Origin of the sequence: Komagataeibacter europaeus LMG 18890, assembly GCF_000285295.1 — a bacterium.
In the GTDB taxonomy this organism is placed as follows: Bacteria; Pseudomonadota; Alphaproteobacteria; order Acetobacterales; family Acetobacteraceae; genus Komagataeibacter; species Komagataeibacter europaeus.
Map to the genome: position 1 here is coordinate 1 of NZ_CADP01000030.1, position 26,708 is coordinate 26,708.

Annotated in this window: 24 protein-coding genes; 15 read left to right on the forward strand and 9 right to left on the reverse strand. The window is 57.5% G+C overall.

Annotation, left to right across the window (positions count from 1 at the left end):
- The first annotated feature begins 93 nt into the window (after positions 1–93).
- Positions 94–1,042, forward strand: a protein-coding gene (locus GEU01_RS24285; protein ID WP_240906627.1) for an IS630 family transposase whose coding sequence is annotated in 2 segments (ribosomal slippage) — positions 94–434 and positions 433–1,042 — 951 coding nt in all. Because the reading frame shifts where the segments join, the coding sequence is not laid out codon by codon here.
- Positions 1,043–1,236: 194 nt separating this feature from the next.
- Positions 1,237–2,175 carry a hypothetical protein gene (locus tag GEU01_RS22615; protein ID WP_019086046.1) on the forward strand — a complete coding sequence of 313 codons (939 nt, stop codon included), beginning with the start codon at positions 1,237–1,239 and terminating at the stop codon, positions 2,173–2,175.
- A 67-nt stretch (positions 2,176–2,242) separates the two neighbouring features.
- On the opposite strand, the gene GEU01_RS26805 is transcribed toward GEU01_RS22615, so the two are convergent.
- The 3 genes from GEU01_RS26805 to GEU01_RS10500 all read right to left on the reverse strand — a co-directional run bounded on the left by GEU01_RS26805 (position 2,243) and on the right by GEU01_RS10500 (position 5,963).
- Positions 2,243–3,562 (reverse strand): glycosyltransferase, encoded by a 1,320-nt coding sequence (locus GEU01_RS26805; protein ID WP_232272491.1) that lies wholly within the window; start codon positions 3,560–3,562, stop codon positions 2,243–2,245.
- Positions 3,559–4,380: a glycosyltransferase family 2 protein gene (locus GEU01_RS10495; protein WP_232272492.1), complete on the reverse strand. Its 822-nt coding sequence runs from the start codon at positions 4,378–4,380 to the stop codon at positions 3,559–3,561. The genes GEU01_RS26805 and GEU01_RS10495 overlap by 4 nt, the downstream gene beginning before the upstream one ends.
- Positions 4,381–4,568: 188 nt before the next feature.
- Positions 4,569–5,963, reverse strand: a complete 1,395-nt coding sequence (locus GEU01_RS10500) for an aminotransferase-like domain-containing protein (RefSeq protein ID WP_019086049.1) — start codon at positions 5,961–5,963, stop codon at positions 4,569–4,571.
- Between the two features lie 143 nt (positions 5,964–6,106).
- Between GEU01_RS10500 and GEU01_RS10505 the strand changes: the two genes are divergently transcribed.
- From GEU01_RS10505 to GEU01_RS10555, 11 genes are all read left to right on the forward strand, one after another.
- Positions 6,107–7,456: an aspartate aminotransferase family protein gene (locus GEU01_RS10505; RefSeq protein WP_019086050.1), complete on the forward strand. Its 1,350-nt coding sequence runs from the start codon at positions 6,107–6,109 to the stop codon at positions 7,454–7,456.
- A gap of 33 nt (positions 7,457–7,489) precedes the next feature.
- Positions 7,490–7,903: a tautomerase family protein gene (locus GEU01_RS10510; protein ID WP_019086051.1), complete on the forward strand. Its 414-nt coding sequence runs from the start codon at positions 7,490–7,492 to the stop codon at positions 7,901–7,903.
- Positions 7,904–8,693: 790 nt separating this feature from the next.
- Positions 8,694–10,982, forward strand: a complete 2,289-nt coding sequence (locus GEU01_RS10515) for a TonB-dependent receptor (RefSeq protein ID WP_019086052.1) — start codon at positions 8,694–8,696, stop codon at positions 10,980–10,982.
- 104 nt (positions 10,983–11,086) lie between these two features.
- A complete protein-coding gene (locus GEU01_RS10520; protein WP_019086053.1) occupies positions 11,087–12,250 on the forward strand; it encodes an amine dehydrogenase large subunit in 1,164 nt (387 codons plus the stop codon).
- A gap of 65 nt (positions 12,251–12,315) precedes the next feature.
- Positions 12,316–12,885 carry a methylamine dehydrogenase (amicyanin) small subunit gene (gene mauA / locus GEU01_RS10525; RefSeq protein ID WP_019086054.1) on the forward strand — a complete coding sequence of 190 codons (570 nt, stop codon included), beginning with the start codon at positions 12,316–12,318 and terminating at the stop codon, positions 12,883–12,885.
- A gap of 63 nt (positions 12,886–12,948) precedes the next feature.
- Positions 12,949–13,473 carry a cytochrome c family protein gene (locus GEU01_RS10530; protein ID WP_232272493.1) on the forward strand — a complete coding sequence of 175 codons (525 nt, stop codon included), beginning with the start codon at positions 12,949–12,951 and terminating at the stop codon, positions 13,471–13,473.
- A 143-nt stretch (positions 13,474–13,616) separates the two neighbouring features.
- On the forward strand, positions 13,617–15,068 hold the full coding sequence (locus tag GEU01_RS10535; RefSeq protein WP_019086056.1) for an amino acid permease: 1,452 nt from the start codon (positions 13,617–13,619) through the stop codon (positions 15,066–15,068).
- A gap of 47 nt (positions 15,069–15,115) precedes the next feature.
- Positions 15,116–16,405, forward strand: coding sequence for an NAD(P)/FAD-dependent oxidoreductase (locus tag GEU01_RS10540; RefSeq protein ID WP_232272494.1), 1,290 nt, complete (start codon positions 15,116–15,118; stop codon positions 16,403–16,405).
- 289 nt (positions 16,406–16,694) lie between these two features.
- Positions 16,695–17,165: a (2Fe-2S)-binding protein gene (locus GEU01_RS10545; protein ID WP_019086058.1), complete on the forward strand. Its 471-nt coding sequence runs from the start codon at positions 16,695–16,697 to the stop codon at positions 17,163–17,165.
- Positions 17,162–19,333 carry a molybdopterin cofactor-binding domain-containing protein gene (locus GEU01_RS10550; RefSeq protein WP_019086059.1) on the forward strand — a complete coding sequence of 724 codons (2,172 nt, stop codon included), beginning with the start codon at positions 17,162–17,164 and terminating at the stop codon, positions 19,331–19,333. Before GEU01_RS10545 ends, GEU01_RS10550 begins: the two co-directional genes overlap by 4 nt.
- A complete protein-coding gene (locus GEU01_RS10555) occupies positions 19,330–20,580 on the forward strand; it encodes a c-type cytochrome (RefSeq protein WP_019086060.1) in 1,251 nt (416 codons plus the stop codon). The genes GEU01_RS10550 and GEU01_RS10555 overlap by 4 nt, the downstream gene beginning before the upstream one ends.
- Before the next feature lie 124 nt (positions 20,581–20,704).
- Here GEU01_RS10555 and GEU01_RS10560 read toward each other — a convergent pair whose 3' ends face one another.
- Genes GEU01_RS10560 through GEU01_RS10585 form a run of 6 tightly spaced genes read right to left on the reverse strand, consistent with a single transcriptional unit; the run spans position 20,705 to position 24,553 of the window.
- The gene (locus GEU01_RS10560) at positions 20,705–21,196 is read right to left on the reverse strand and encodes a c-type cytochrome (protein WP_081499952.1); all 492 of its coding nucleotides are present in this window, start codon (positions 21,194–21,196) and stop codon (positions 20,705–20,707) included.
- Positions 21,174–21,644 (reverse strand): c-type cytochrome, encoded by a 471-nt coding sequence (locus GEU01_RS10565; RefSeq protein ID WP_010507389.1) that lies wholly within the window; start codon positions 21,642–21,644, stop codon positions 21,174–21,176. The genes GEU01_RS10560 and GEU01_RS10565 overlap by 23 nt, the downstream gene beginning before the upstream one ends.
- A complete protein-coding gene (mauA, locus tag GEU01_RS10570) occupies positions 21,641–22,228 on the reverse strand; it encodes a methylamine dehydrogenase (amicyanin) small subunit (RefSeq protein ID WP_010507390.1) in 588 nt (195 codons plus the stop codon). The genes GEU01_RS10565 and mauA (GEU01_RS10570) overlap by 4 nt, the downstream gene beginning before the upstream one ends.
- On the reverse strand, positions 22,215–22,817 hold the full coding sequence (locus GEU01_RS10575) for a thioredoxin domain-containing protein (RefSeq protein ID WP_019086062.1): 603 nt from the start codon (positions 22,815–22,817) through the stop codon (positions 22,215–22,217). The genes mauA (GEU01_RS10570) and GEU01_RS10575 overlap by 14 nt, the downstream gene beginning before the upstream one ends.
- A complete protein-coding gene (locus GEU01_RS10580; protein WP_232272495.1) occupies positions 22,814–23,344 on the reverse strand; it encodes a MauE/DoxX family redox-associated membrane protein in 531 nt (176 codons plus the stop codon). The genes GEU01_RS10575 and GEU01_RS10580 overlap by 4 nt, the downstream gene beginning before the upstream one ends.
- Before the next feature lie 3 nt (positions 23,345–23,347).
- Positions 23,348–24,553, reverse strand: coding sequence for an amine dehydrogenase large subunit (locus GEU01_RS10585; protein WP_373321400.1), 1,206 nt, complete (start codon positions 24,551–24,553; stop codon positions 23,348–23,350).
- A 242-nt stretch (positions 24,554–24,795) separates the two neighbouring features.
- Between GEU01_RS10585 and GEU01_RS10590 the strand changes: the two genes are divergently transcribed.
- The gene (locus tag GEU01_RS10590) at positions 24,796–25,392 is read left to right on the forward strand and encodes a thioredoxin domain-containing protein (RefSeq protein ID WP_019086065.1); all 597 of its coding nucleotides are present in this window, start codon (positions 24,796–24,798) and stop codon (positions 25,390–25,392) included.
- 197 nt (positions 25,393–25,589) lie between these two features.
- Positions 25,590–26,609 carry an FAD binding domain-containing protein gene (locus GEU01_RS10595; protein WP_010507397.1) on the forward strand — a complete coding sequence of 340 codons (1,020 nt, stop codon included), beginning with the start codon at positions 25,590–25,592 and terminating at the stop codon, positions 26,607–26,609.
- Positions 26,610–26,708: the final 99 nt, after the last annotated feature.

Below are 26,708 nucleotides of genomic sequence, written 5' to 3' on the forward strand. Positions count from 1 at the left end.
TAGAGCATAATCTGATCTAATAGGTTCATTTTAAGATTCCCATACTGGTCGAAATCTGATTCATACTATGTGCCGGTATGGAGGCCGGCCCGTATGACCCGAGCCCTGTCTGCTGACCTTCGCCGCCGCACGATTGCGGCTGTTGCCTCTGGCATGACCCGTCGTGCGGCGGCGGTTCGTTTTGGTGTGTCTTCGTCGAGCGTTATCCGCTGGGTTGCCGAGTGGCAGGCCAGCGGTCGTGACCATGCGCTTAAACAGGGCGGTGATCGCCGTTCTCACCGGATTGAAGCGTGGTCAGCCTTCCTGCTAGCCGCGATTGAAACAAAGGCCGATATTTCCCTTGTCGAACTGGCGGAGACACTTGCAGCGGAACACGGTGTCCGCTTTGCGCCGAGTACGATCTGGCGCTGTCTCGACCGTCACGACATGACCATCAAAAAAAACGGCGCACGCCAGCGAGCAGACACGGCCCGACGTCGCACAGCGGCGCGAGGCCTGGTTTGACAGTCAGCCTGACCTTGATCCGGCCCGTCTGATCTTCATCGACGAAACAGCCGTCTCAACGAAGATGGCCCGCCTGCGGGGGCGGTCACAACGGGGCACGCGCTGTCGGATGTCCGTGCCCCACGGGCACTGGAAAACCACGACGTTCATCGGCGGGCTGCGCCTCTCCGGCATGACAGCACCGATGATGCTGGACGGCCCAATGACCGGCGAATGGTTTGCCGCCTATACCCGCAAGGTGCTCGTTCCAACCCTGTCGCCGGGAGACGTCGTCATTCTGGACAATCTGCCCGCCCATAAAGGAGCCGCTGCCCGCGAGGCTGTGGAGGCAGTCGGCGCCAGGTTGTTGTTCCTGCCGCCCTACAGTCCTGATTTCAACCCGATCGAAAACATCTTCGCCAAAATGAAGGCGTGGATCAGACGGGTGGCACCGCGAACCCTCGACGCTCTTCAAAATACCGTCTGTGGAGCAATTGACGATATCTCTCATCGCCAGGCCGCAGCGTGCTTCACCGCCGCTGGATATGAACCAGACTGATCGGATTATGCTCTAGTGGCGGCAGTGAACATCCGACCGTCAGTATAGGATATTCAAATTACAGCGCGGACAACCGCTGGGCCTGGGGCAATGTATTCCCCGATAAACCCAACCTGGAAGTCTATACTATCAATGGGGCACATGACCCTGCCAATAGAAACGTCAATGGATCTGTTGTCGGCATAAACGATGTCATGGATTCCTATGGCAACAACACATGGTCGACACAGGATCAGGGACTGAAAATAAAAGCCAACAAGTACGGGCAAAGCAGTACATGGGCCCTGGTTTCCGAACTGAATGACTATACCGGCCTGCCGCCGCGATCATGGGCACAGACCAATGAACTGGATATCAATGCAAATGGTGCGGATACCCCGGAAAGCCTTTATGATCCCAAGCAGTCAGATAGGAAACTGCTCTATCTGTCTGCGGGGCCGCATGGTTTTGATCAGTATGTTGCCGGTAAGGACTATGATGTTGGAAACAGGGTCATCAATGTCGATCGTAGTGGAATAGCAGCCATATATATCTGCACCAGATCAGGAAAAACCGGTTTTAGGAAACTGGAATTTCCTGATCATATCCATGGCCTGGTTACTGACGGAACGGTTGTGTGGATGCGTGGCGCGGATTACAGGGTAGGCATCGGGGTCGGGATATGGGCCAATCGGGACAATAATGATCAGAATGTATCATTTAATACTTTCCTTTCAGGTAATATTGTTGTCAGGAATGCGTTTATCGACACAACACAAATATCCCTGACCGAGCGCAATAGTGCGGTCATTCGCCTGGCTGCCAACCAGATTATTGATTTTTCCGCCGAAGGCACAAATGATAGCAAAAATCACCATACGCTGCAGTTTTCAAATTACATGGGACATAACCAGTTGGCCTATCAGGTAAAAGGAACAACAGAATTCAGCGTGGATGATAACGGGAATACATGGTCTGGCGGTATCCTGATGTCAAGGAAGGGATTACGTCTTGCATCCATGACGCGCCAGCAGATACTGAATATCCCGGATCCCCAGGAGGGGATGGAGATCAATGACAGCGACGATCATATGCCTGTCATTTTTGAAAATGGACACTGGTACCCCATCCTGCTCGGTAAGTATATTGAATAAAAGAAAGAGTATATTTCCGCTATTTTCTTATGACATTTCCAGATATTTCGCGTATTCGGACATCAGCTTATATTTGGATGAAAAGACACCGACCCCCCCCACAAAAATGGGCCAGGCCACGAGCTTCCATGGCATCAAAATTGCCATCAGAGAAATTGACGACATACGCCGAAAGAGCCGTCAGGTCAAAACGTCCCATTTTTTTCAACGCATAATTGAAACATGGCTGGTCATAAGCTTTCAGGTCGTGTCCCCACTTCGTGTAGGCTGCATGGCAGATCCTGAGGGTTGTCTGAAACAGGGGAATTACGGATCGGATATTGTTGAAACAAAAAAGACCGGAATTGACAGACAATGCCTGCCTGTCTTCAAGATATGGATCAGTGGAAATGAATTCTCCACCAAACCAGATATCCTGTCCTTCCTTTCCCTGTTCCGTATTAACCAGGATATTCTCATTCAACAGGGCTGTTTCAACAAGTGATTTAAGGGAGGCATTACATATAACGTCGATGTCGGAATAGATAACCGGTTGATAGGAAGAAAGCTTGTCAAAGCGCGTGATCGTAAAGCGTGCGTACAGATATTCCATTTTTGACAGGAAATGCGCCGGGATTATTTTTTTCTTGATGATGAATGCGGTGGCTTCCATCACATCGTCAATATCTAGGTCGGTTATGATGATGAATGTAAAATTCACATTGGATCGTTTCATGATCGAGCGTGCACATAGTATAAACATATCAAGAAATTCACGTTTCCCGAATACGCAAAAATATATCGCAGGATTCAGAACGGTTATCTGATCGATACTGATATTCCCATAGGATATAGTGCTATCATGAAATGATATATGTGAATTCTGTTCAAGGCTGAAGCTTATATCAGCATATCGGACATGGAATTTTTTTACTATACATTTTCCTGCATTAAAAAACTGTCCCAGCGATCCGGAATGGAAACCGTTTTCCATCATGCATCTCAGGAAAGCAAATCCATCATATGGAAGCAGGAAGAATTTTTCCCAGTTTTCCCGATTGTTTTTCAGGTCCACCCTCCCGTCGGGATTGGATGATATGTAGGTTGGGCCATTGGACAGAAAGATGAAACGGCCTTCCTGCTGAATCTGAAGGCAGGACATATCCTGCGGTGCAATAAAAATACGATCTTCTTTTGTATAAAGACACACTTTTTCAGCCTGAAATGTCAGGCATGAATGGCAGGGATCAAATAAAAGCGGGAGGGAGTGGGAAAGGATAGATGTGGCCTGCACATGCCCGTCCATGGACACAGATAATATATGCCCATGGAAATCCATCAACAGACAGGTACCAGAAGGCATATCATCTGCGGGAAACATCATGTCGGGCCGAGTGGACAGGGTCATGGGATTTCTGGCAACAGGCCAGATAGTGTATCGATCGAAAAAATTATATTTTTTGTTTTCTTCAGGAAACGCAAGGCTGACAGATCTTCTACATCATTCAGATCAGCATAGCGGAAACCTTCCAGAACCTTTTCATCGTCGAACGCTGACGTATCCATGTCTGGATACCCGCGCTGGAGTTTCCTGATCCATTCTTCGCGGCTTTTGGTATAATAATGATTGATCTGGCACTCATCATAGATCGGAACATAACTGACGATGCCCGCCTTTTCCCATTCCGGTTCCTTGCGGTGGACATTGACGGTCTGGCCGTCAATCTCAAAAACATGGGGATTGATGCAATGCTTTGTCCTGGCGGGGTTCAGTATTGTCTTTACATGGCGTGCATTGAAAAAATGTTCATCTGACCTTCTGGTAAAGGACTCGATGACCAGATTTTTTGGTGGCGTGATGTGCCCCGACGATCCAAACATGGCCCAGTTCAGGACGAGTGCATCATAATCGGTATATTTCTGCAGGAAGTGATTGATGTTTTCATCATGCTTGGGAACAATGAATTCATCAGAATCGATGAATGCAATCCACCTGAATTCATCACGATATGTCGAAATGCATGAATTGTAGGCATCTATCTGATAGAAATATTCTTTATTTTCCCATGCGTGATATCTGACATCCATGAAACGTGAAATTTTTTCAATTTCATTTCGCGTTCTGTCTGTTGAATTGTTATCGAATATAATAATGGAATCAAAGCCAAGGGCCTTGTGGTAGCATATCCATTCTTTTATGCGGTATTCTTCATTTTTTACAATCATGCATACTGCGGATTTGAAGGGATACATTTCCAGGGCCTGATAGATTTTACCAAAGTGCGCACATCCTACAGAATGATATTTTACAATCGGTAAAGATTACGGCAGCCTGCCAGAACGGGCTGGCCAGGAAACCCCGCATGCAAAACGGCACATTATCGATCATCCTGATTATTAATTAATTTACGCCATTAATTTTTTATATTTTCAAGAAAGGCAAAAAGACGCGGATTATCCGCATGCGCCACATTGAACCGGAACCATTGCGATGGCTGTTCATCGGGGCGGAACAGATGGCCGGGGGCAAGCATGATGTCATATGAACATGCCCGTTCCGCCAGGGCGCGCACATCCATATCCTCCCGGAAGCGTGCCCATGCAAACATCCCGCCTGCAGGATGGAAATAAAGCTGCATGCCGACCTGTTCCAGTCGGGCGCAGACGCGTGCCTGCGCCCGCATCAGGCTTTCACGCAGATGTGCCAGATGCGGATGGTAAAGTCCGCTGCTGACGATGTTGTGGACAATTTCCTCGTTCAGGGGGGCCGTGGTCAGGTTGCTGGCCATTTTCTGACGCAGGATACGCTGTGCGGTATCCGGGTCACATGCGACATAGCCCACGCGCAGTCCCGGCCCGATGGTTTTGGAAAAACTGCCGATATGGATGACCGTCTTCAGGCCGCCCAGTTGTGAAAGCGTCTGCTGCCCGTTGGGGGCAAGGTCAAGGAAGATATCATCTTCGATCACTGTCACGTTATTCTGCCGGGCGATACGCAGGACATCGTGCATGTTCTGCGCCGTGCTGCAGGTGCCGGTGGGGTTGTGCAGGATGGATGTGGTGATGAACAGGCGCGGCTGGTACTGGCGTATGATCCGTTCAAGCTGTTCGGGGCAGGGGCCATCACGCAGGCGCGGAATGCTGGCGATCTGCAGTCCCAGTGCCTGTAGCGCCGGATAGAGGTTGCAGTAACCCGGGTCTTCCACCAGGATCATATCGCCCCGTGTCGAAAGACAGCGGACCGCCAGTTCCAGCGCCTGGCTTGCCCCATGTGTCAGGATGATGCTGCTTTCCTCACACCCGATGTCCCGACGCGCCAGCATCTGCCGGATGTTGTGCCGCAACCCGGCATGGCCGTAGGGATTGCCATATTCCAGCATGCTCGCCAGTTTCTGTGCGGATAGCCCCGTCAGCGCACGCTGGGCCGCCGATGTAAACAGCATGTCAGACGGAAGCCAGCCGCATCCGGCCTTGATGACCGGGGCCTCGTCCTCATACGCATGCTGGAGCAGCCACATCGAATCAATCGACCGCTGTAGCATCGGTGTCTCGGGTGCCGGCCCCGTGACGAAATACCCCCGGGTGCCCCGACTTTCCAGTAGCCCCGCAGTCGCCAGGCGCAGATAGGTATTGGCGACCGTAATGGTGCTGACCCCGCATTGTCGTGCCATGCGCCGGATGGAGGGCAGGCGTTCCCCCCGACGTAGCACGCCGCTGCGGATACGGTCTTCAATATCCTGCCCGATCTGGCCGACCAGGGGCTTGGGGTTGCGCCGGTCCGGATTGGGAAAGGGAGATGAGGAAGTCATGGTGGATGTGTTCCCAATCAGTACAGTTTCATGATGTGTCGGCTGATTGTACATATACAGGATGTCGGTTGGGTATTACGTTTATGGAATGAATCGTCTCCGCACCAGGGATTGGGGGCGTATTTCGGTAACAGGATTGTAATATGGCTCAGGATTCAGAAAAAGCGGACCTCCTCCGTAACGAGCGTGATGGGGTTTACTGGCAACCTTTTACCGCCAACCGCCTGCTGCGCGCCAATATGGAAGCGCGTACGCTGGTCAGCGCCAAGGGGGCATATTACACCACCAGCGAAGGTAACAAGGTTTTTGATACCCTTTCGGGTCTGTGGTGCACCCCGCTGGGCCACGCCCATCCGCGCATTGTCGAAGCCGTGCGCAAGCAGGCCGAGACACTGGATTTCGCGCCATGTTTCCAACTGACCCATCCCGGCGCCATTTCGCTGGCCGAACGGATTGCCGATCTTGCCCCGCAGGAGATGAATCACGTCTTTTTCGCCAATTCCGGATCGGAAGCGGTGGATACGGCACTTAAGGTTGCGCTGGGCTATCACCGGATCAAGGGCGCGGGTAACCGTTTCCGCATGATCGGGCGCGAACGCGGGTATCATGGCGTGGGCTTTGGCGGCATGTCCGTGGGTGGCATCGTGTCCAACCGCAAGATGTTTGCCGCAGGCATGATGCCGGGTGTCGACCATCTGCGCCATACCTATGAACCGCAGCACATGGCCTTTACCCGCGGGCAGCCGACATGGGGCACGCATCGGGCGGAAGATCTGGTCCGGCTGGTGACCTTGCATGATGCATCCACCATCGCGGCGGTCATTGTCGAACCGGTACAGGGATCAACGGGCGTGATCGTGCCGCCCGTCGGCTACCTGCAGCGCCTGCGTGAAATCTGCACGGCCAATGGCATCCTGCTGATTTTTGATGAAGTCATTACCGGATTTGGCCGCATGGGCGAAAATTTCGGTGCTCAGCGTTTTGGCGTGACGCCGGATATCATCACCTTTGCCAAGGCGGTGACCAACGGTATCGTGCCGATGGGTGGCGTGATCGTTACCGACGAAATCTACAATACCTTCATGACCGGCCCGGAAAATGCCATCGAGTTCTGTCATGGCTACACCTATTCCGGTCACCCCATGGCGGCGGCCGTCGGGCATGTAGTGCTGGATGTCATGCGCGAGGAAGGTCTGGTTGCCCGGGTGCGTGAACTTGAACCCGTGCTGGAGGACGCCATACACAGCCTGAAGGACCTGGATGTCATTGCCGATATCCGTAATATCGGGCTGACGGCGGGCATTGACTTCAAGCCGGTGGACGGCAAGCCCGGTGCGCGTGGACTGGCGCTGTTTGAAGCCGGCCTGCGCAACGGACTGCTGCTGCGCTGCACGGGTGATACGGTGTCGTTCGGCCCCCCGTTCATTTCTACCGCGCAGGAACTGCGTGACATGGTTTCGACACTGCGCAAGCTCATTACCCAGATGGGTTGAGTAACTGGTTTCAGATAGAAAAAGGAAAATATCATGCCTTTGCTGCATTTCCACGTTGTGAAGGGTCAGCGAAACCCGGCCGAACTGCGCAGCCTGCTGGACGCGGCGCACGATGCCATGCTGGAAGCCTTCAAGGTACCGGCGCGTGATCGCTACCAGTTGGTATCCGAGCATGAACCGACCCATATGGTGATCGAGGATACGGGGCTGGATATTCCCCGTACGCCCAAGGTCGTGCTGCTGCAGGTTGTTTCCCGCCCGCGTGGCAAGGAGCAGATTGCCGCGTTCTATGAATTGCTGGCTGAAACACTGCAGGCCCGCTGTGGCCTGGCGCCATCCGACCTGATGGTCTCCATTATTGAAAATCAGGATGAACACTGGAGCTTTGGCCTTGGCCGCGCGCAGTTTCTAACTGGCGAACTGCCATTGCCGGGCGCACCGGCCTGATATGATACAGCCGGGCTTCATGAAGTCCGGCTGTCTTCTTTTTTTTCTCCGTTTGGCAACAAGAATTAATAGTTATATTATATAAATTTATTGTATTTATATTCTATATACAAAATAAAAAGTAAATGTAATTACATTTTAATTAATTAATACAGTTAAGAAATATATTGTAATGCACGCGCTACAATATAACAGAAGCCTTGGCGTAAGCGGGCTAGTATTGGGCAAGTCAATTGCTTGCAGAGGGGCACTGATTTTTTTAACGGGGGTGTGTTGCATGTTTAACACAGATTGCGCCCGGCGACACATCTTGCGCGGATGGAGATCCGGCATGCATGATATAACACGTTCCAGTCACATTCGATCAGTATGATGCAATTGAATATATACAATACAATATTGTTTTTTAATGGATTTTAATTTCAGTCCCGTTTTTTGACCGAACTGATATGCTCCACATGGTGGCAATGGCCATGTGGCCACTATCAGGTGTGTCGTTACGGCCACATATATCGCTACACTTCCGAAATTGTAATGGGAAAGAAAGATTGTTCCTATGCAGCGTTGATTGTTCCGAATAGAAAATGGGCATTGATCGAAACCTAAATTCGGGATGCGTGGGAGAGTTGAGCGGATGTGGATGTTGAGACCAAGGTACATATCTTTACTCCTGACATCATCAGCGCTGATTTTCGGCGGTGACCATCATGCCCGGGCGCAGTCCGTACAGTCTTCTTCCGATACGGGTTCTTCCGCGGTCACGCCGGCGCATCATCCGATCCGGGGAAGCATGGGGGGGGCGAAGCAGGTCCACGTTACCACCAACAGCAATGCGCGCGTGACCGCTGGCAAGCCGGAAGTCCTGACGGTCAGCCATACCCGCCGCGCCATTTCGCATAACAGTGAAAACGTGATTGGCAAGAAGGAACTGGCACAGCAGGTGCCGGGCCAGAACGTGCTGAAGGCCGTTGGGCAGTTGCCTGGCGTCAGCTACAGTTCCACTGACCCGCTGGGTATCGATACATGGGGCGCCAGCGTTTACATGCGCGGTTTCTTCATGAACCAGTTGGGCGTGACGCTTGATGGCGTGCCGCTGAATGATCAGACCTATACCACGACTAACGGCCTGAATATTGCGAATGCGTGGATATCCGACGATATCGGCCGAGTCAGCGTTTCGCAGGGGGCCGGGGCGGTTGACCTGCCATCCAATACCAATCTTGGTGGGACGATGCAGTTCTTTACTGCGGATCCCAAGGAAAAGGCTGGTGCCACCGTCTCGCAGGGCTTCGGCAGCTATGCGATGAAGCGCACCTATGTCCGGGTGGACAGCGGCAAGCTGAACAAGACCGGAACCCGTTTCTACGTGGCGTATTCGCGTGATTTCGAAAAGAAATATGACGCAGACAGTCCTGATTTCATGCAGCAGGTGAATGCGAAGCTTGTCCAGCCGGTTGGCGAGGAAAGCAAGATGACCGCATTCTTTAACTGGAACAATGCCGAAGTTTACGGCTATCTGGATAAATCGTTGGGATCGCTGCAGAAGTATGGCTGGCGGCAGGAGTTGTTGTATCCCAACTATGCGCAGGCCTACAGCTATGCGGAGGGGAACTATCCTTCTGGCTGGAATTCGCTGACAAGCGGCAACTATACCCAGCTTTATGATGCCGGGCAGTCCACGCAGGATTATATCGGTGGCATCAATTTCGACCTGAAGCTGGCCAATAACCTGCGTTGGAAGACGACGCTTTATGCGCATCGTGACCTTTCCAACGCAACATACAGCGCGCCAGGCACATACTCTCCCGGAACGGGCGCGCCTCTGTCCGAACAGGTGTGGATGAATCGCGAAATGCGCGAGGGCTTCAATACCTATTTCGAATACAAGATCGGCAATCATACCATCAATACAGGTGCATGGTATGAAAACAACTCCAGTTCCGCATTGACTGATTACTTCAATGAGCCTGCGCTGGGACATGGTGCGCCGCTGACCACGACTGGTCCCTATACCACCTATGGTCAGGCGTTCGCGACCGGTTGGGCATACAAGTGGAGCACCAATACGTTCCAGTATCATGTCATGGATACGTGGCGCATCCTGCCCAATTTCACGGCGACCTATGGTTTCAAGTCCATGCTGCAGACCACGGCAGGGGGGGATTATGCGTATGACCCGACCGGGAATTATTCCGGCCTGACCAATCCGGGCCCCACGGGTTCGATGACATCCGCCGCGGCATTCCTGCCTGCGGTAAACCTGGACTGGCGTTTCCTGCCGGGTCATGAACTGTATTTCGATTTTGCAGAAAACATGCGCCCCTACAGTGCATCCCCTTATGCCAGCGCGAATGAGCCGGGGCCGTGGATGGTCCAGACGCAGTCGCAGTTCAACCAGTTGAAGAAGACGCTGACCCCGGAACGCGATTTTACTTATGTGCTGGGTTATCGTTATTCGTCACGCCTGCTGACGGCCGGGATCGATGGTTACCATTCCGACAACTATAATCGCCTGATTTCCGCGGCAAGCGGCATCGGTGGCGGTGACCAGTCGGCTTCCTTCATCAATTCCAAGCATGCCAGCCAGTGGGGCATGGATGCGGTGCTGACGGTTACCCCTGTCAAGGGACTGGCGATCACCAACTCGGTCAGTTACAACCACTTTGCCTATGCGGCCAATGTGCCGATCTGCCTGACGTCTGCCACAACAGGGTGCTACAACCTGCGCGGCAAGAAAATGGATGGCTACCCGTCGGTCATGTATAAGGCGAATCTGTCCTATACTTGGCATAAGGCTTCTGCCTACCTGGATGTGAACTACTACTCCAAACGACAGTATTCGCTGCTGAACGATACCCACGTGCCCGCATACTGGCTGGCAAACCTGGGGGCGAGCTATCATTTCGGCAAGGTTGGCTTCCTGCATAACGTCACTGCCAGCTTCACGGTCTACAACCTGTTCAACGCCAAGTACATCTCCATGATGGGCGAAAATGGTTTCCCGGCCAGTGGGGATATGCAGTCCATTGAACGTGGTGCCGTGCGTGAATACTTTGGCACGATCAAGGCTGAATACTGATATTTGACCTAACAAAATACAGCGGGGCCGGGTAATGGAAGGGTGCGGAATGCGTCGGTCTTTCCCGGCTGCCTGTTCGCTGTCGTGAAAGGATAGCCAGGGCAATGACGTGTTTTTCCAGACCCAGGTACCTGCTGCTGGCCAGCGTTATCGGAATGGGGGTATCGGTGGGGGATATGGCGAAAGCCATCCCTCCCGTTCTTCAGCCGGAACAGAGCGACGTGGCCAGCCTTCCCCCAATGGGCGACCATTCGGTTCTGGTGGCCACGGGGGAACAGTCCTTTACCCTGTATGACGGGGACAAGGGACGGATACTGGGCACGCTCCCTGCCGAGATGGTCGATAATATCGCCATTGCCCCCGACCGTAAGGATATTTACGTCGCCGTAACCATGTGGAGCCGGGGAGATCATGGCACGCGGGAAGATTTCCTGCGGGACTATGATGCACATACCCTTGACCTGACACATGAAATTGAACTGCCGCCCCGTGGTCTGGCGGTATTCAAGCAGCAGAACCTGGAACTCAGTCAGGATGGGCACTGGGCATTCGTATTCGACATGAGTCCCGCGACTGGCGTCACCGTGGTTGACCTGCATGAACACAAGGCAGCCCGGACGGTTGACATACCCGGTTGTGCATTGATCTTCCCCTGGGCGCATGATGGTTTTTCCACCATCTGCGGTGACGGATCCCTGACCAACGTGGCGCTGGCGGGCAATAACGTAAACGTCACCCACAGCAAGCCGTTTTTCGATGCCAACCGTGATCCCGTATTTGAACAGAGCCAGGTTGATCGCAAGACGGGCAAGGCCCTGTTCATAAGCTATACCGGGCAGGTTTATCCCGTCACATTGGGGGCAACGCCCGTCATGGGCAAAACCTGGTCGCTACAGGCTGCAGCAGGTCAGTCCGCAGCCGGTACGGGACAGCAGGAACAGGCATGGCGTCCGGGTGGGGACCAGCCGTTTGCATGGCATGAAGTAGACAACAGGCTGTATGTCCTGATGCATGTGGGGGGATACTGGACCCACAAGCAGGAAGGGACCGAGGTCTGGGTCTATGATGTCACGACCCAGCATCTGTTGCAGCGTATTGACCTGCCTTCGCCCGCCAAGGGCATTACAGTCAGCCCCGATACAGCCAATCCACAGATATATGCCATGCTGGCATCCAAGAAGATGGCCATTTTGTCTGCCACAACGGGTCAGGTTGAAAAAACGGTTGAGGCAAAAGCCAGTGGCATTTCAATTGTGCCGCAGCCGTAACCGGCGACCCGTCTTCTGTATGTGAATGTTCCAAAAGCGACTGGAAAGTTTAAGGGATCTATCGGATGAAACCATCATTTCTGGAGCAGATAGGGGAACAGTTAACCCGTAAGCTGGCTTCATCATCCTCGCGCCGTGGTGTGCTGGGACGGGTGGGGACGGCCATGGTTGCCGGTGGTGTTTTCCCGCTTCTGCCGGTACAGCGCGCCAGGGCCGCGGCGGGAAGTGCCGCACCCAGGCTGGCGGATGTGACGACATTGTCCGATTTTGAACGGCGCGCCCAGTCATCCGATCCTACAAAATGCAATTACTGGCGGCATTGCGCGATTGACGGCGTGCTGTGCGGGTGCTGTGGCGGTGGTATCCATACCTGTCCGCCTGGCACGCAGCCTTCGCCGGTATCTTGGATCGGCACCTGTCGTAATCCGGATGACGGGCGTTCGTATGTCATCGCCTATCGTGATTGCTGCGGGCGTACCACCTGTACCACGTCATCGGATTGCGAATGCAATACGGCAGACCGCGAAATGCCGATTTACCGACCACAGACCAGCAATGACATCATCTGGTGTTTCGGTACGACCTCCGCCGCCTATCATTGTTCTACCGCTGCCATAGTCGGGCAGGCTGAATAAGTACAGAAAACGGTTATGCAGATGCGTAGGGAACGGCCCGGTCCATGGTTTTTGCCGATTGCAATGTCTGTCGCTACCATCCTGGCATTCAGTGCTGCGTTACCCCTGACCGCCCATGCCGATGGCGGGAATGCGCATCCGGCAGGGGAGAATGGACCTGTGCTGTCACAGGTCAGGGCGCATTACCTGGTTGGTTGTGGCGGCTGCCATGGCATAACGGGGGTATCGGCATCTGATGTCGTACCTGATCTGAAGGGACAGGCCGGATATTTCCTGTGTTCGCCCAAGGGGCGCGAATACATGATCCATCTGCCCAATGTTGCGTTTTCCCCGCTGTCTTCGGCCGACCTTGCCGATCTCATGAACTACGTTGCGTTCGGCCTGGGGGGCGATAGCGTGCCTGCGGGCGCGCGTCCCTATACCGCAGCCGAGGTGGCGCGGTTGCGACAGGCGCCGTTCCGTAACTACAGCCTGCAATCCTACCGGCTTGATGTGGTGCGTGATGTCATTCATGCCTGTCCGCAGGCGGCAACGGTCATTCATGCCTATGACCTTGCGCTTGATAAGCGTGAAATAGACAATAAATGAAACTGGTTGTGAAAGGATAAACCAACCGGATACAGCCCCCATATTTTCCCTGCGCATGGGAGCGGGTTGGTGGGGGTGACGTGTATTGTAACTCATGATTCCTGCGACATACGGAATGTGCAGTGTCAGGGCAGGAGAAGCATATGAGCCGGATTCCCCCACACAACAGTGCTGCTGAAGCCCCGTCACAGGCGGCGCGGCTCAAGGACCGGCACGTATCGATGATTTCCATTGGCGGCGTGATCGGGGCCAGCCTGTTTGTCGGGTCATCGACCGCAATCGCAACGGCGGGTGCGGGTGCGCTGTTTTCCTATTTCCTGTCTGGCATCATGGTCATGTGCATTACCCGCATGCTGGGGGAAATGACGGTTGCTTCCCCCGGGACGGGATCATTTGTCGGCCAGATACGGCGTGGCCTCGGCCCCCGCGTGGCGTTTGTCGCCGGATGGCTGTACTGGATCATGTGGGCTACCGTCCTGGGGTTCGAGGCCATTGCCGCCGCGGCCTTTCTTGCACCCTATGTGCCCTTGCCCTATCTGGTGATCGAACTGCTGACGGTCGCCATCATGACGGTGGTCAACCTGTTTTCCGTGCGTGGGTATGGGGAGTTCGAATACTGGTTCTCCGCCCTCAAGATCATCACCATCATTGTATTCATCCTGCTTGCCCTGTCCGGTCTGCTCGGGCTCTGGTCGCATGTGAAAGTGGCGTCCGGCCTGTTTTCCGTCGCGGGTCTCGTGCCGCATGGCACATTCGCGCTTTTTGCGGTGATACCGGGTATCATGATGTCCATGGCCGGGGCAGAAATAACCAGTATTGCCGCATGTGATACGACAGACCCGGCTGGTAACGTCGCCCGTTCGACACGGACCGTGGCGCTACGGATCATGATTTTCTATCTGGCATCTATCGGGTTGATCCTGCTGCTACTTCCGCTGTCGCGCGTCGTGCCGGGTTCTTCGCCCTTCCTGGCCACGCTGGATTATATCGGCATTCCGTTTGCGCGTGCTCTGATGACCGCCGTCATGCTGATCGCCACGCTGTCCGCCCTGAATTCCGGGATCTATATTACCTCGCGGGTCCTGTGCGACCTGGCGGAAAACCATGACGCGCCGCGCATGTTCCTGCAGCGGGACGGGCAGGGTACGCCCGCGCGCGCCATTCTGTGCGGCAGTGCGGTTGCGGTCATTATCGCTGTCATCGGCATGCTGGCGCCGGGGCGGGTATTCAGCTTCCTGGTCAGTGCAAGCGGTACCTTCATCCTGTTCGACTATGTGCTGATCGTGCTGGCCCATATCCGCCTGCGGCGCGCCTGCCTGCGTAATGGTGAAACGGTGTCCCTGCCCATGTGGGGGTTTCCGTTTCTGTCCTATGGTATGCTGGCCTGCCTGTTTGGCGCGCTTGTCACAATGTTTTTTGCAACGGATCATACACGTCAGGAAATCGTGCTGAGCACGATCAGCCTGGGCCTGATCATCGTCGTGGAATACCTGTCCGTGGGATATCGGACGCGGCGCCGGATGGCCCAATGTCAGGCTGAACGGAATGATGCATCCGGCACAACCCTGCGTGGTGATCCTGCCCGGTTGTCATGATGTTCTGATGCCGGCCTGGCCGGATTATGCTGGAGTACCCGTTTTCCATGGTTTCATCTTCCGTCAAATCCCTTCCTCCCAGCCTGTACGCGGCCATCACCCCGCCCGGCCCGGATGCGCCTGTCCTGACATCGGCGCAGGTGACCGATACCGTGATCATCGGCGGCGGCATTACCGGCCTGTCGGCTGCCCTGCATCTTGCGCAGGCAGGGCACAAGGCCATGGTGCTGGAAGCGAACGCCATTGGCTGGGGGGCATCCGGGCGTAACGGGGGGCAGGTCAATCCCGGCCTCAAATATACCCCTGCCGAGGTCGAACGTGACATGGGCGCGCGCGGTCATGCCCTGGTTGAAGCGGCATGGAATGCGCCCGATCTGGTTTTTGACCTGATCGAACGACATGGCATTGAGTGTGACGCGGCGCGTGGCGGCACGATCCGGGCCGCGACGGCATCGGGCCAGCTGGACCATGAACGGACCCTGTTCAACGAATGTCGTGAACGTGGTGGCCCGGTCACATGGCTCGATCAGGGTGATATTGCCCGGCACACCGGGACAGACCGTTACTGTGGCGGGTTTATCGATGCACGTGGAGGGCAGATTAACCCCCTGGCCTATACACGGGGTCTGGCCCGGGCGGCGATGGACGCCGGTGCGGCTGTGCATGTGAACAGCCAGGTCCTTTCCCTACGACGGGACGAGGGAAAATGGCAGGTCAGGACACCGGCGGGCAGCGTGCATGCGCGGCAGGTCGTATTCGCCACCAATGGCTATACGGGCCGGTTGTGGAACCGGCTGCGTCGCACGCTGGTCCCGGCCTATAGCGCGATTGTCGCGACCGACCCACTGCCTGAATCCGTACGTACGCGCATCCTGGCGCAGCGTGAAGTCGTGTATGAACTGGGTGAACTGGTTACCTATTACCGCATTGATGGTGCGGGGCGGCTGCTGATTGGCGGGCGTTCCGCCTCGCTCGACCTGTCCGGGCCGGAAACCTTTCCGTTCCTGCAGCAGCATGCACGGCGGCTATGGCCGTTTCTGGGTGATGTGACATGGCGTTACGGGTGGAACGGACAGATCGCCATTACGCTGGACCATTATCCCCACTGGCATGAACCGATGGAAGGGATCACGGCATGCGTCGGCTATAACGGCCGGGGGGTCGCCATGGCGACGCTGATGGGGCGTGAGATCGCGCGGCGGGTAGAAGGGACCGGTGCAGGGGACCTGCTGCTGCCTGCTTCGCCAGTACGTCCCATTCCCGCCCATTTTGGCTGGCGCATCGGGGTTGCCGCTGCCGTGATACGGGGCCGCATCATGGACCGGCTGGCGCGATAACCTGAACCCGGGACCGGTTGCCGCTGGTGATACCGTCACCGGACGCCGGTACCCGGGAACCCGTATTTTCCCATAATGGAATTTTCCCGCCATGAATATGGCTGCCAGATTGCCTGACAGTAATGTTTCTGGCGGAATACTTTGTGCTGCCGACAAAAGGATGACGGTATCACTGTATTCCGTCGGGAATATACCTGCTGATTGAACTTGTTACGGAACCGCGATACAGTCAAACACGAAATCAATAGACCGCGGCAGGCGGGGCATATTCACTCAGAACAGGAATATCATGCTGACATTGCAGATTAATGGCAAAAGTGTCGAGGTGGACGTCGACCCCGATACGCCTTTGCTGTGGGTGCTGCGTGACGTGCTGGGCATGACCGGGACCAAATATGGCTGTGGCACTGCGGAATGTGGCGTATGCACCGTGCATGTCGATGGCAGGCCCGTGCGGTCATGCTCCCTGCCGGTGGGACTGATCGGGCCCCGGAAAGCCATAATCACTATCGAGGGGCTGCAGGCGGATCCCGTTGCCGCAGCCGTGCGCAAGGCCTGGCTGGATATTGACGTGGTGCAGTGCGGCTACTGTCAGCCCGGGCAGATCATGGCTGCGATCGCCCTGCTGAAAAAAATTCCCAATCCCACTGATGAACAGATCGAGGCGGGCATGTCGGGCAACCTGTGCCGGTGTGGAACCTACATGCGTATCCGTGCCGCCATCCGTAATGTCGCCGCAGCCCAGGGGGCAACCCCATGACGTCGAAACGCATTTCTTCCCCGGCACTCCGGCGCAGGCAGGTTCTGGGCGGGGCAGGGGCCTTCGTGCTGGCCGCCATCCTGCCCGCCGGGCGCAGCCGTGGCGCGGGCATGCTGGTGGAAGATGCAACCGCCAGCTTCGCCCCCAATGCCTATATCCGGATCGGCAGTGACAATATCGTTACGATGATCCTGCCCAATATCGAGATGGGGCAGGGGATCTATACATCCTCCGTCATGCTGATGGCCGAGGAACTGGGCATTGATCCCCAGTCCGTCCGGATCGAGGCCGCACCACCCGGTGGCGGGGCCGAGATTACCGGCGGGTCCACCTCCTCCATGACCGAATGGATGCCGTTGCGGCAGGCGGGGGCTGCGGCGCGCACCATGCTGCAGCAGGCGGCCGCCGCACGCTGGTCGTGCGCCCCGGGCGCCTGTGTGGCGCAGGACGGCTATATACTCGGCCCCACCGGGCAGCGCCTGTCCTATGGCGAACTTGCGGCGGATGCGGCGAACCTGCCGGTGCCGAAGGACGTTGTTCTGAAAACCCCGGCACAGTTCCGCCTGATCGGCCGCCCGATGCACCGGCTGGACAGTCAGGTGAAGGTGGACGGGCAGGCCATGTTCGGCATTGACGTGCAGGTGCCCGGCCAGAAGGTCGGCGCGGTGGCGGCCTGTCCCGTGATCGGTGGGCATGTTGGCCATGTCGATACACAGGCGGCGTTGAAGATACGTGGTGTGGTTGCCGTATTGCAGATTGATGATGCGGTCTGCGTTGTGGCCGACCACTACTGGGCTGCGCGCAAGGGACTGGCGGCGCTGGATGTGCAGTGGGTCGAAGGACCGAACGCCACGGTCGATACGCAGGCAATCTATCGGCAGTTGGAAGGCGGCCTGTCCAGTTCCGCCATCCTGGCGGACCATCATGGTGATGCGCAGCAGGCCATAACCCAGGCACATGGGCGGTACAGCGCGACCTATCGCCAGCCCCTGCTGGCCCATGCCACGATGGAGCCGATCAACTGCACCATCCATGTCCGCCCCGATGGCTGCGACATATGGACCGGCACGCAGGTGGCTGAACGCGCACGTGATACCACGGCGGAAGTCACCGGCCTGCCCAAGGACAGGATCAGGCTGCACAGCCAGTATATCGGTGGCGGCTTCGGACGCAGGCTGGAACATGAATATGTGACGCAGGCCGCCCGCTTCGGGCGACAGGTTTCCCATCCGCTCAAGATCATCTGGAGCCGGGAGGAAGATATTACCCGTGACCGTTTCCGTCCCGCCTATCTGGACCATCTGGAAGCGGGACTGGACGAACGTGGCTATATCACCGGCCTGACGCATCGCATCGTCGGTCCTGCCGTGGTGGCGCGCTGGGAACCCTCTGGCCTGGGTGCCAACGGGTATGATGATGACCTTTCGGTCGGCACTGTCATCACGCCTTATACCTATCCCGCCTATCGCCTGGAATTCGCACGGCGTGAACCTCCCGGTGTGATTACCGCATGGTGGCGCGGAGTGGGCGGCACGCGTGGACTGTTCGTGGTGGAGGGATTCATTGACGAACTGGCGCAGCGCGCGGGCGTCGATCCCGTGGCCTATCGCCGTGAAATGGTGCGCAACAACCCGCGCGCCCTTGCGGTGCTGGAACGCGTGGCGCGTGAATCCGGCTGGGGCACGCCGCTGCCGCCTAATTGCGGGCGCGGGGTCGCGCTGCAGTTTGCCTTTGGGTCATACCTGGCCACGGTTGCTGAAATCGAAATGGCCGGTCCGCACGATGTCCGCATCCGCCGCGTGACCTGCGCCGTGGATTGCGGGCAGGTCATCAATCCCGACCAGATTGCGGCACAGATCGAAGGCGGGCTGATCTTTGGTTTCAGTGCCGCATTGTATAACGAGATTACCTTGGAAAAAGGGCGCGTGCAGCAGGACAACTTCCATACATGGCGCGTCATGCGCATGAACGAGGCCCCCGGGCGGATTGATGTCCATCTGATCGAGAGTACGGAATCCCCTGGTGGCATAGGGGAAACAGGCACCGCCGCCGCCGCCCCCGCGCTGGCCAACGCCATGGCGGCGGTCCAGAAACGGCGTTACCGCTTTTTGCCGCTGCTTTCCCCCCTTAACCAGCCTTCTGGCCATGAGAAGGAGCAGCAGGGATGACCATGACAGAACGTGGCCTTGGCCGCATCACCGGCATGCTGTTCGCGCTTCTGGCCAGCACGGGCATCCATGGGGCGCGGGCGGCCGATGCCCCTGATGGGCAGTACCTGACCCGCGCGGCCGATTGCGAGGTCTGCCATACCCGTCCCGGTGGCACGCCATTCGCAGGTGGGCGTGCGTTTGCCATTCCCGGCATGGGGGTGATCTATTCCCCCAACATCACGGCGGACCGGCAGGCTGGTATCGGCGCATGGACGGATGACCAGTTCGTCAAGGCGGTCCGTGACGGGGTCTCACCGGGGTGGAAACACCTGTACCCGGCCATGCCGTACCGTGATTACGCGTATATGACGCCAGACGAGGTCAAGGCGATCCGTGCCTATCTGGCGACCCTGCCGAGCAGTGCCGCGCGGCCGCCGGAAAATACCCTGAAATTCCCGTTTTCGATCCGTTCAGCCATGATTTTCTGGAATCTGGTCAACGGACCGGCGTCCTCCCACCCTGATGATCCCGCCCATACCCCATCGTGGAACCGCGGCCGATATCTGGTCGAGGGGCCGGGACACTGCGCGGAATGTCATTCACCGCGTACGTTCACCATGGGTGTGTCCACCACCAATGCCTATGCCGGGGCGGATGTGGGGGGATGGCGGGCGTATAACATCACGTCCTCGAAAACCGACGGGATTGGCGCATGGAGCGCGGACGACCTGGCCACCTATCTGTCCACCGGTCATGCGGATGGCCATGGCAGCGCATCGGGTGACATGGGGGATGTTGTCAGCCACAGCCTGCGTTTCCTGACCCGTCAGGATATCGGTGCCATGGTTGAATACCTGCGCGACATTCCCGCGCGGTCTTCCACGGATGGGGCGCCGCCTGCCGTCACACAACCGACAGCCACCCACGATCAGGCAGACAGCCATGGCGCCATGCTGTATGCGGGGGCGTGTGCCGGATGTCACCTGCCTGATGGAAGCGGGCGACAGAACCCGGTAGCTTCCATCGCCGGGGCACGTACGACGCTGGGGGCCGCGAACGGGCAGAACCTGCTGCAGGTCCTGACCCATGGCAGCGCATTGCAGACGGCGACCGGCACCGCCGCGATGCCCGCGTTCCATGGTGGGTATTCCGATCAGGATGTGGCGGATATCGCCAATTTCGTCATGCACCATTTTGCCCGGTCTTCCACAACGGTGAGTGCCGCGGACGTGGCGAAGGCAAAAACCGCATCCGCACCGGAATAGGGCGGCATGTTCCCATAATGCCCCGGCCTGTATACCGGGGGGCTTGAATAAAAAAGGATATGGCCCCGCGGACGGGTCATATCCTTTTTTTTATGTCAGGGCCTGCCTTGCGTGATGGGAAGGATCACGTCGGTTTATGGGTCTGACAGGCCGCGACCGCATTTTGCAGGATATGGGCGCGTCGTTCCATGAAATCCGTAACGGACATGGGTGACTGTCGCCATTCATGAATTTCGGCAGCGGTATAGGGTTTTGCGGTGGCGGGCGTGCTTTTGCCACCCAGTGTGAACAGGACGAAGTTCATGACATCGGCCAGTTCCTGGTCATCGCGTATCAGCGACATGGAAACACCGGGCACCTGTACCAGATATCTGCGCCCTTCCTCGCTGCAGGCAAAGGTGCCTACCGTATCACGCAACATGGGTACGAAAGTCGGGCCGGAAACACCTTCGATACCGTGGCATCCCCCGCAATGGGTCAGGTAGGCGGTCTGGGTCTGGTTCAATGTGGGGGCAGGCACAGGGTTGGCCCGTGCCTGTAGTCCCCCTGATACAAACAGTGACGCGGCCACAAAGGCCGCGCCAATGCTTTTCTCAAGGCAGCTTTTTCTTGTCATTAAGCGCATTGCGTTCCTGCAGCACGGCGGTCGGCGGCATGGTGGCGTCGCGGGCCGCGTGGATTTCGTCAGCCGTGAAGGACGGCGCCGACGCATTGCCCCCAAGGTGGGAGACATAGGTCAGGATGGCGGCAAGCTGCTCATCCGTCATGGCGCGGAAGGACGGCATGTAACCCATATAGGTTGCGCCACCTGCCTGAATGCTGCCGGTCATGCCATTCAGCACGAGGTGCGAAAGATAGGTCTTGCCTTCGGGCGAACCCGCGATGACGTCCAGACGCCCCTTCAGCGGGGGAAACTGCCCCGGAACCCCCGTGGCGCCCGCCTGGTGGCACAGGCCGCAATTGGCCCCGTAAAGCTGCTGTCCGTCTTCCGCCGCGTGCGCGCCATGGGTGCCGGCGACAAGACCGCAGGCAACAGCAAGGAGGGAGAGGGTTTTCTTGATCATGTCGTGCTTCCGATAATTGCGGCGGTTGAGCAGTTGTACATTTCCGATGTTCCCGTGCCGAAACACCAGATAATGTCGTTATTGGCCATGGGCCGGTAGGACGGCTGGTCACCATCCGTGTTCAGGCAGTTGACCTCATCACAGGCATCCTGACCACAGCAGTCGCGATAGGCAATCAGGTAGGAACGTCCATCCTGTGGATTGAAGCAACTGCCAATCCATGAAGTAGGCGAAGGGGCCGTGCCGGGCGGGCAGCTGTGAATGCCGCCACCGCATGATGTGCACAGGTAGCCGTCAATGGCGCAGTAACGCCAGTAGTCACATGCCGTGTCATCCTTGGCCTGTGCGTGGGCGGCAAACGGGCTGGGGGCCTTGACCGTCCTGGCCGCCGGGGTGGCGGTGGCGGCGGATGCACGGGTCACCGGCAGCAGCGGAAATGCCGGGACCGCCGCCATGGCGGCGCCCAGGCGGGCCAGCACGCCACGGCGCGATGACTGTCCGGCCAGCCTGCGCACCAGGTTTTCCGTCAGGCGGTCCATCAGGGACCCGTTACGTTCGTTATCAGCCCTGTCAGACGGCAGCATGGGCAATTTCCTTTGTGACGTTACCGGCATTCTTGGCTCCGGCTTCAGAAGACTGGACGGCAGCTTCGATCTGCCGGCGCGTATTGACAATATCCTTGGCCAATATGGTCGCGTGGTCATCGATTATGACCAGTGTAGGCAACCGGTTGACCTGCAGCACCAGCGACAGTTCCACGCCGGTAACCAGCGTAAGCCCCGCCATGTCGGGACGGGCGGCCATTTCCTTCAGTTCAGGTTCCGCCCCATCGCCCACCAGCACCAGATCCAGTCCCTGCTCACCCGCAATCGCACGTGCCAGCGGCACGACGCGTTTGCATACGGGACAGTCGGGTGCAACGAATATGACCATCATCCGCCGACCCGCATCCAGCGGGCCGCCAATGACAAACGGCGCGCCCGCCAGCGTGCGCATGACCAGACGGGGGACGCTCTGGCCAACATCCAGTCCCTGATGCGCGGCCTGCGGGCCGATGGGCGCCAGGCGTTCGTGCAGGATGCCGATCTGGCGGGCCAGCGCGAACAGGCCCGCAGCCAGCCCGAGCGCCACAATCGCCAGGGCGACCTGCCAGATCACCAGAAATGTCATCATGATGACAGCCCTTCCGTATTCGTGGGGGCCAGCACACGGGTCGCCCGCCACATCATGAACAGGCAGACCCCACCCACAATGCTTTCGACCCGCAGTACCGCGGCCTGCGGCAGGGCGATCCATACTGGCATCAGTGCGGGCAGCGCGCACAGCGCCGTGCGGGCGACCAGCTTCCATGAAAGGTGCTCGCCATCGCTGCCGGGCATGCACCCGCATGACAGGGCGGTGCGGCCACGGGCGACGTTTATGCCCATCGCCAGCGTGAACACGGCAATCAGTGCCAGCGACAGCAGGCCACCCGGACGGGTCGCCATGCCGGACAGCAGGGCCGTCGCCGCCAGCGTTTCCGCCAGTGCGATCCCCCACGCCACCACAGTGACAAGTGATGACGGCACAAGCCGGTAGGACGCGATGACCCCAAGGAAGCTGTCGTGATCCGCAAGCTTAGGCAGTCCCGCAAGCAGGAACATGCCCCCCACCAGTCCGCAACAGAGGCCGCATGCCCCTTGCAAAACCAGCATATCCATCTCTTATTCCCCCGGAGCGACCGTGAAGACCAGATCCGTGCCAAGATGTTTCATGGTGCGCTGCAGCTTGCCGCTACGGGCATCAAGGATATGAAGGTCGCCCGCTTCATCCGACGTGAACATCAGGGGATGGTCATCCTGCGTCACGCCCACGATCGGGCTGGCGGCGGGCAGGGGAATGCGGCGCACGCGCTTGTGCGTATTCGTATCGAATACCCAGACTTCCGTGCCGTCTTCCTTGTGGGTCCAGAACGTACCCCGGTGCATGAGGACGTACAGTTCCCCGCTGCTGGCATGCAGGGCGGCAAGCTGCCAGCCACCGGGCCGCCATGCCACGTCGAAGGGCGCGCGCGCGTCGGATGCAACCGGCATGCCCGCCCCCTGCTGCAGGGACCACGGTGTGCCGATTTCGTCCGTCGCACCCAGCTTGACGGGATAGACCATGCCGCTGTCGGTAATGAACCACATATGCCCGTCATGCGTGCCCGGGCTATGTTCCAGCACGCCATCACGGTCCGGCACGAAGAAGGGAGCGGAATGGGTCAGTGACGCCTTGCCATCCGTGCCGATGGAGACGTTGGCCAGCGTGCCATCCGCGCACAGCGAGGAGAAACCGCTATTGCCCCATGGATAGGCGAGTGCGCAGCCGGGAACTTCAACCGTCTGTTCAACCGTATGGTTGTGCGTGTCGATCACTTCCACGCCGTTGGTCGGGCTCATGACATAGACATAGGCCCGGCCGCCATCGGCACTGATGGCCAGATCGTTTTTCTTGGGCGTGACCAGGGCGCGTGCCGGCAGTTTTTCATCTGACAGGACAGCCAGCGTATGCGGGTCATACTGGACCAGCAGGTCATCGCGCTGCCCGCGGTTGCCATGTGCCCATGTCGTTTCCGCGACATAGAAATGCTGCCCGTCGGGGGACTGCGCCACGTTGGCGTTGTAGGCGGCCTGTACCATGCCCAGACGCCGGCCATGGTCCGCATCCACCACATAGACCCGGCCGTCCTTGTTATGGTTGTAAACGGCGTCTTCAACCAGGATCGTATGGGGACCGGCGGCGGGCAGGGTAATGGTATCGCTCTGTTCCGTCTGCAGAACAGGTTCCGCCCCGACCGCCACGGTCGGGGAAAGGGCGGTTGACGCAACCAGTCCACACAGAAAAAGGCCAAACAGGTTACGGCATGCGCCGCTGTAACTTACAGTCATGAAATCGTTATCCCATCCAGGAATCATTCAAGGATTATACCAGCATTATAGAACGATCAAGAAACGTTATGGCTTGGATGCACATATGTAACGGATATGTCACGTTTATTTTCAAAAGGCGCAAAATACCGGCCCGCCATCTGGATCATGCCGGCTGGATGGCGGTAGGATCATTCCGGTCCGTGCATGTATGCATGGGCCATGCGTCTTCATTATTCCACACAGCAGTGGCAGGCCGACCAATGGAAATACTCGTGGTTTCATCTTCCATATGTACGCTGGTCCTGCTGATGGCGGCATGGACGCTGTGGCAACTGCTGCGGCAGGTCCGGCAGATGTTCCGTGAAATCCCGCCTGTCGGCGCGCTGATCAGTGCTGCCGGTCCCCAGCCGGGCGACCGTTGTCCCGACCGCGCATTCCATACCCTGGCCACGGGCCGCGATGTCGTGCTGACACAGGGCGCGCCCGTTGGCCGGCTGGTCATGTTCGTTGCATCGACCTGTCCCATTTCGCGCAAGATGATCCCGATCGCCCGCATGTTCTGCCAGCGTGAGAAGCTGGATCTGATCTTTGCAGGCGATGATACGCCACAGATGCAGCAGGCCTTCGTCAGCAGCCAGCATATCGACCCGGAAAAGTTCATCAACGACCCGGACCTTGGCCGTATCCTTGAAGTGGACAATCTGCCATCCGCCTTCCTTCTGGACGGGCAGGGGCATATCCTTTCGCGTGGTCTGGTCAATAACCGCGAACATCTTGAAAGCCTGCTCAACGCACAGGAAACCGGTTTCCGTACGACCCAGGACTATCTGGCGGCACGCAAGGCACAGCCCGCGTAGATCCTGCTACCTGATTTCGATACGCGGCGGATGCGGGCGACATGCCGTTCGAATGCCGATATGGAACGGAAAGACATAAAGCCGGCACATTTCATGAATAAGTGAATGATTGCAAGGGGGCTGACCGGCAACCCTGCTGCCGCCCCGAAGTTGGGAAGGCGCATTGGAACGGTTCCGGACTTTCCCAGGGGGATGGCATGAGGGCATTTTTTTACAGCAGGCCCGATACGCTGGCGGCTGTCGTAAGGGCGCCGCCGCATAGTCGTTACCTCGCCGGTGGGACCAGCCTGATCGACCTGATGAAAGTGGATGTCGAACGGCCTGAACACGTCATCAACATAAAGGCGCTGTCGCTTGACGCCATCGAACCGTTGCCCGATGGGGGGCTGCGGCTTGGGGCGCTGACGACCAATGCCCGCACGGCCGCCCATCCGCTGGTACGCACGAACTATCCCATCCTGGCCTCGGCCCTTCTTGCCGGAGCCAGCGCGCGCATCCGCCACGTTGCCACCAATGGGGGCAATATCAACCAGCGTACGCGGTGCCATTATTTTTATGATACGAACGCCGCATGCAACAAACGCGCGCCCGGAACGGGCTGCGCCGCGCGGGGCACACGCAACCGGGTCCATGCCATACTGGGCACAAGTGCTGACTGTATCGCGGCCTTCCCGTCCGATATGTGCGTGGTGCTGGCCATGCTGGACGCCACGATCAACCTGTACGGACCGCAGGGCGCGCGCCGGGTCCATGCGCGTGATTACCATCGTCTGCCGGGCGGTACGCCATGGCTTGAAACTGTCCTGCGGCCCGGTGAACTGGTCCTGTCGATTGACCTGCCACCGATCTCGTTCGGTAGTCATTATACCTATCTCAAGATACGTGACCTGAATGTCCTGGCGCTTGCCGTCGTCTCGGTTGCGGTGGGGCTGGAAATGGATGGCGATGTCATCCGGCACGGTCGGGTGGCGCTGGGTGGCGTGGCCAGCAGGCCATGGTATGTGCCCGAAGTCGAAGGCATGCTATGCGGCAGGCGGCCCTCACGCAGCCTGTTTCGTGATGTGGCGGACCGTTTGATGCAGGGTGCTGAGGTGGACCGGGGGAATGCGGCCAAAAGAACCCTTGCGCCACGGGTGATCCAGCATGCTTTGTGGCAGGCTGCAACCGCATCACCCCAACCGGATGGGAACCTGCCCGTCTGGTCATGTTCTGACTGATTATCCAGCGGACAGTTTTATATTGTGACGGATGCAGGCATTGTCGCGTAACAGGACAGCCCGTTCGCCGCGCCATGGATAATGTCGGTCGGGATTGAC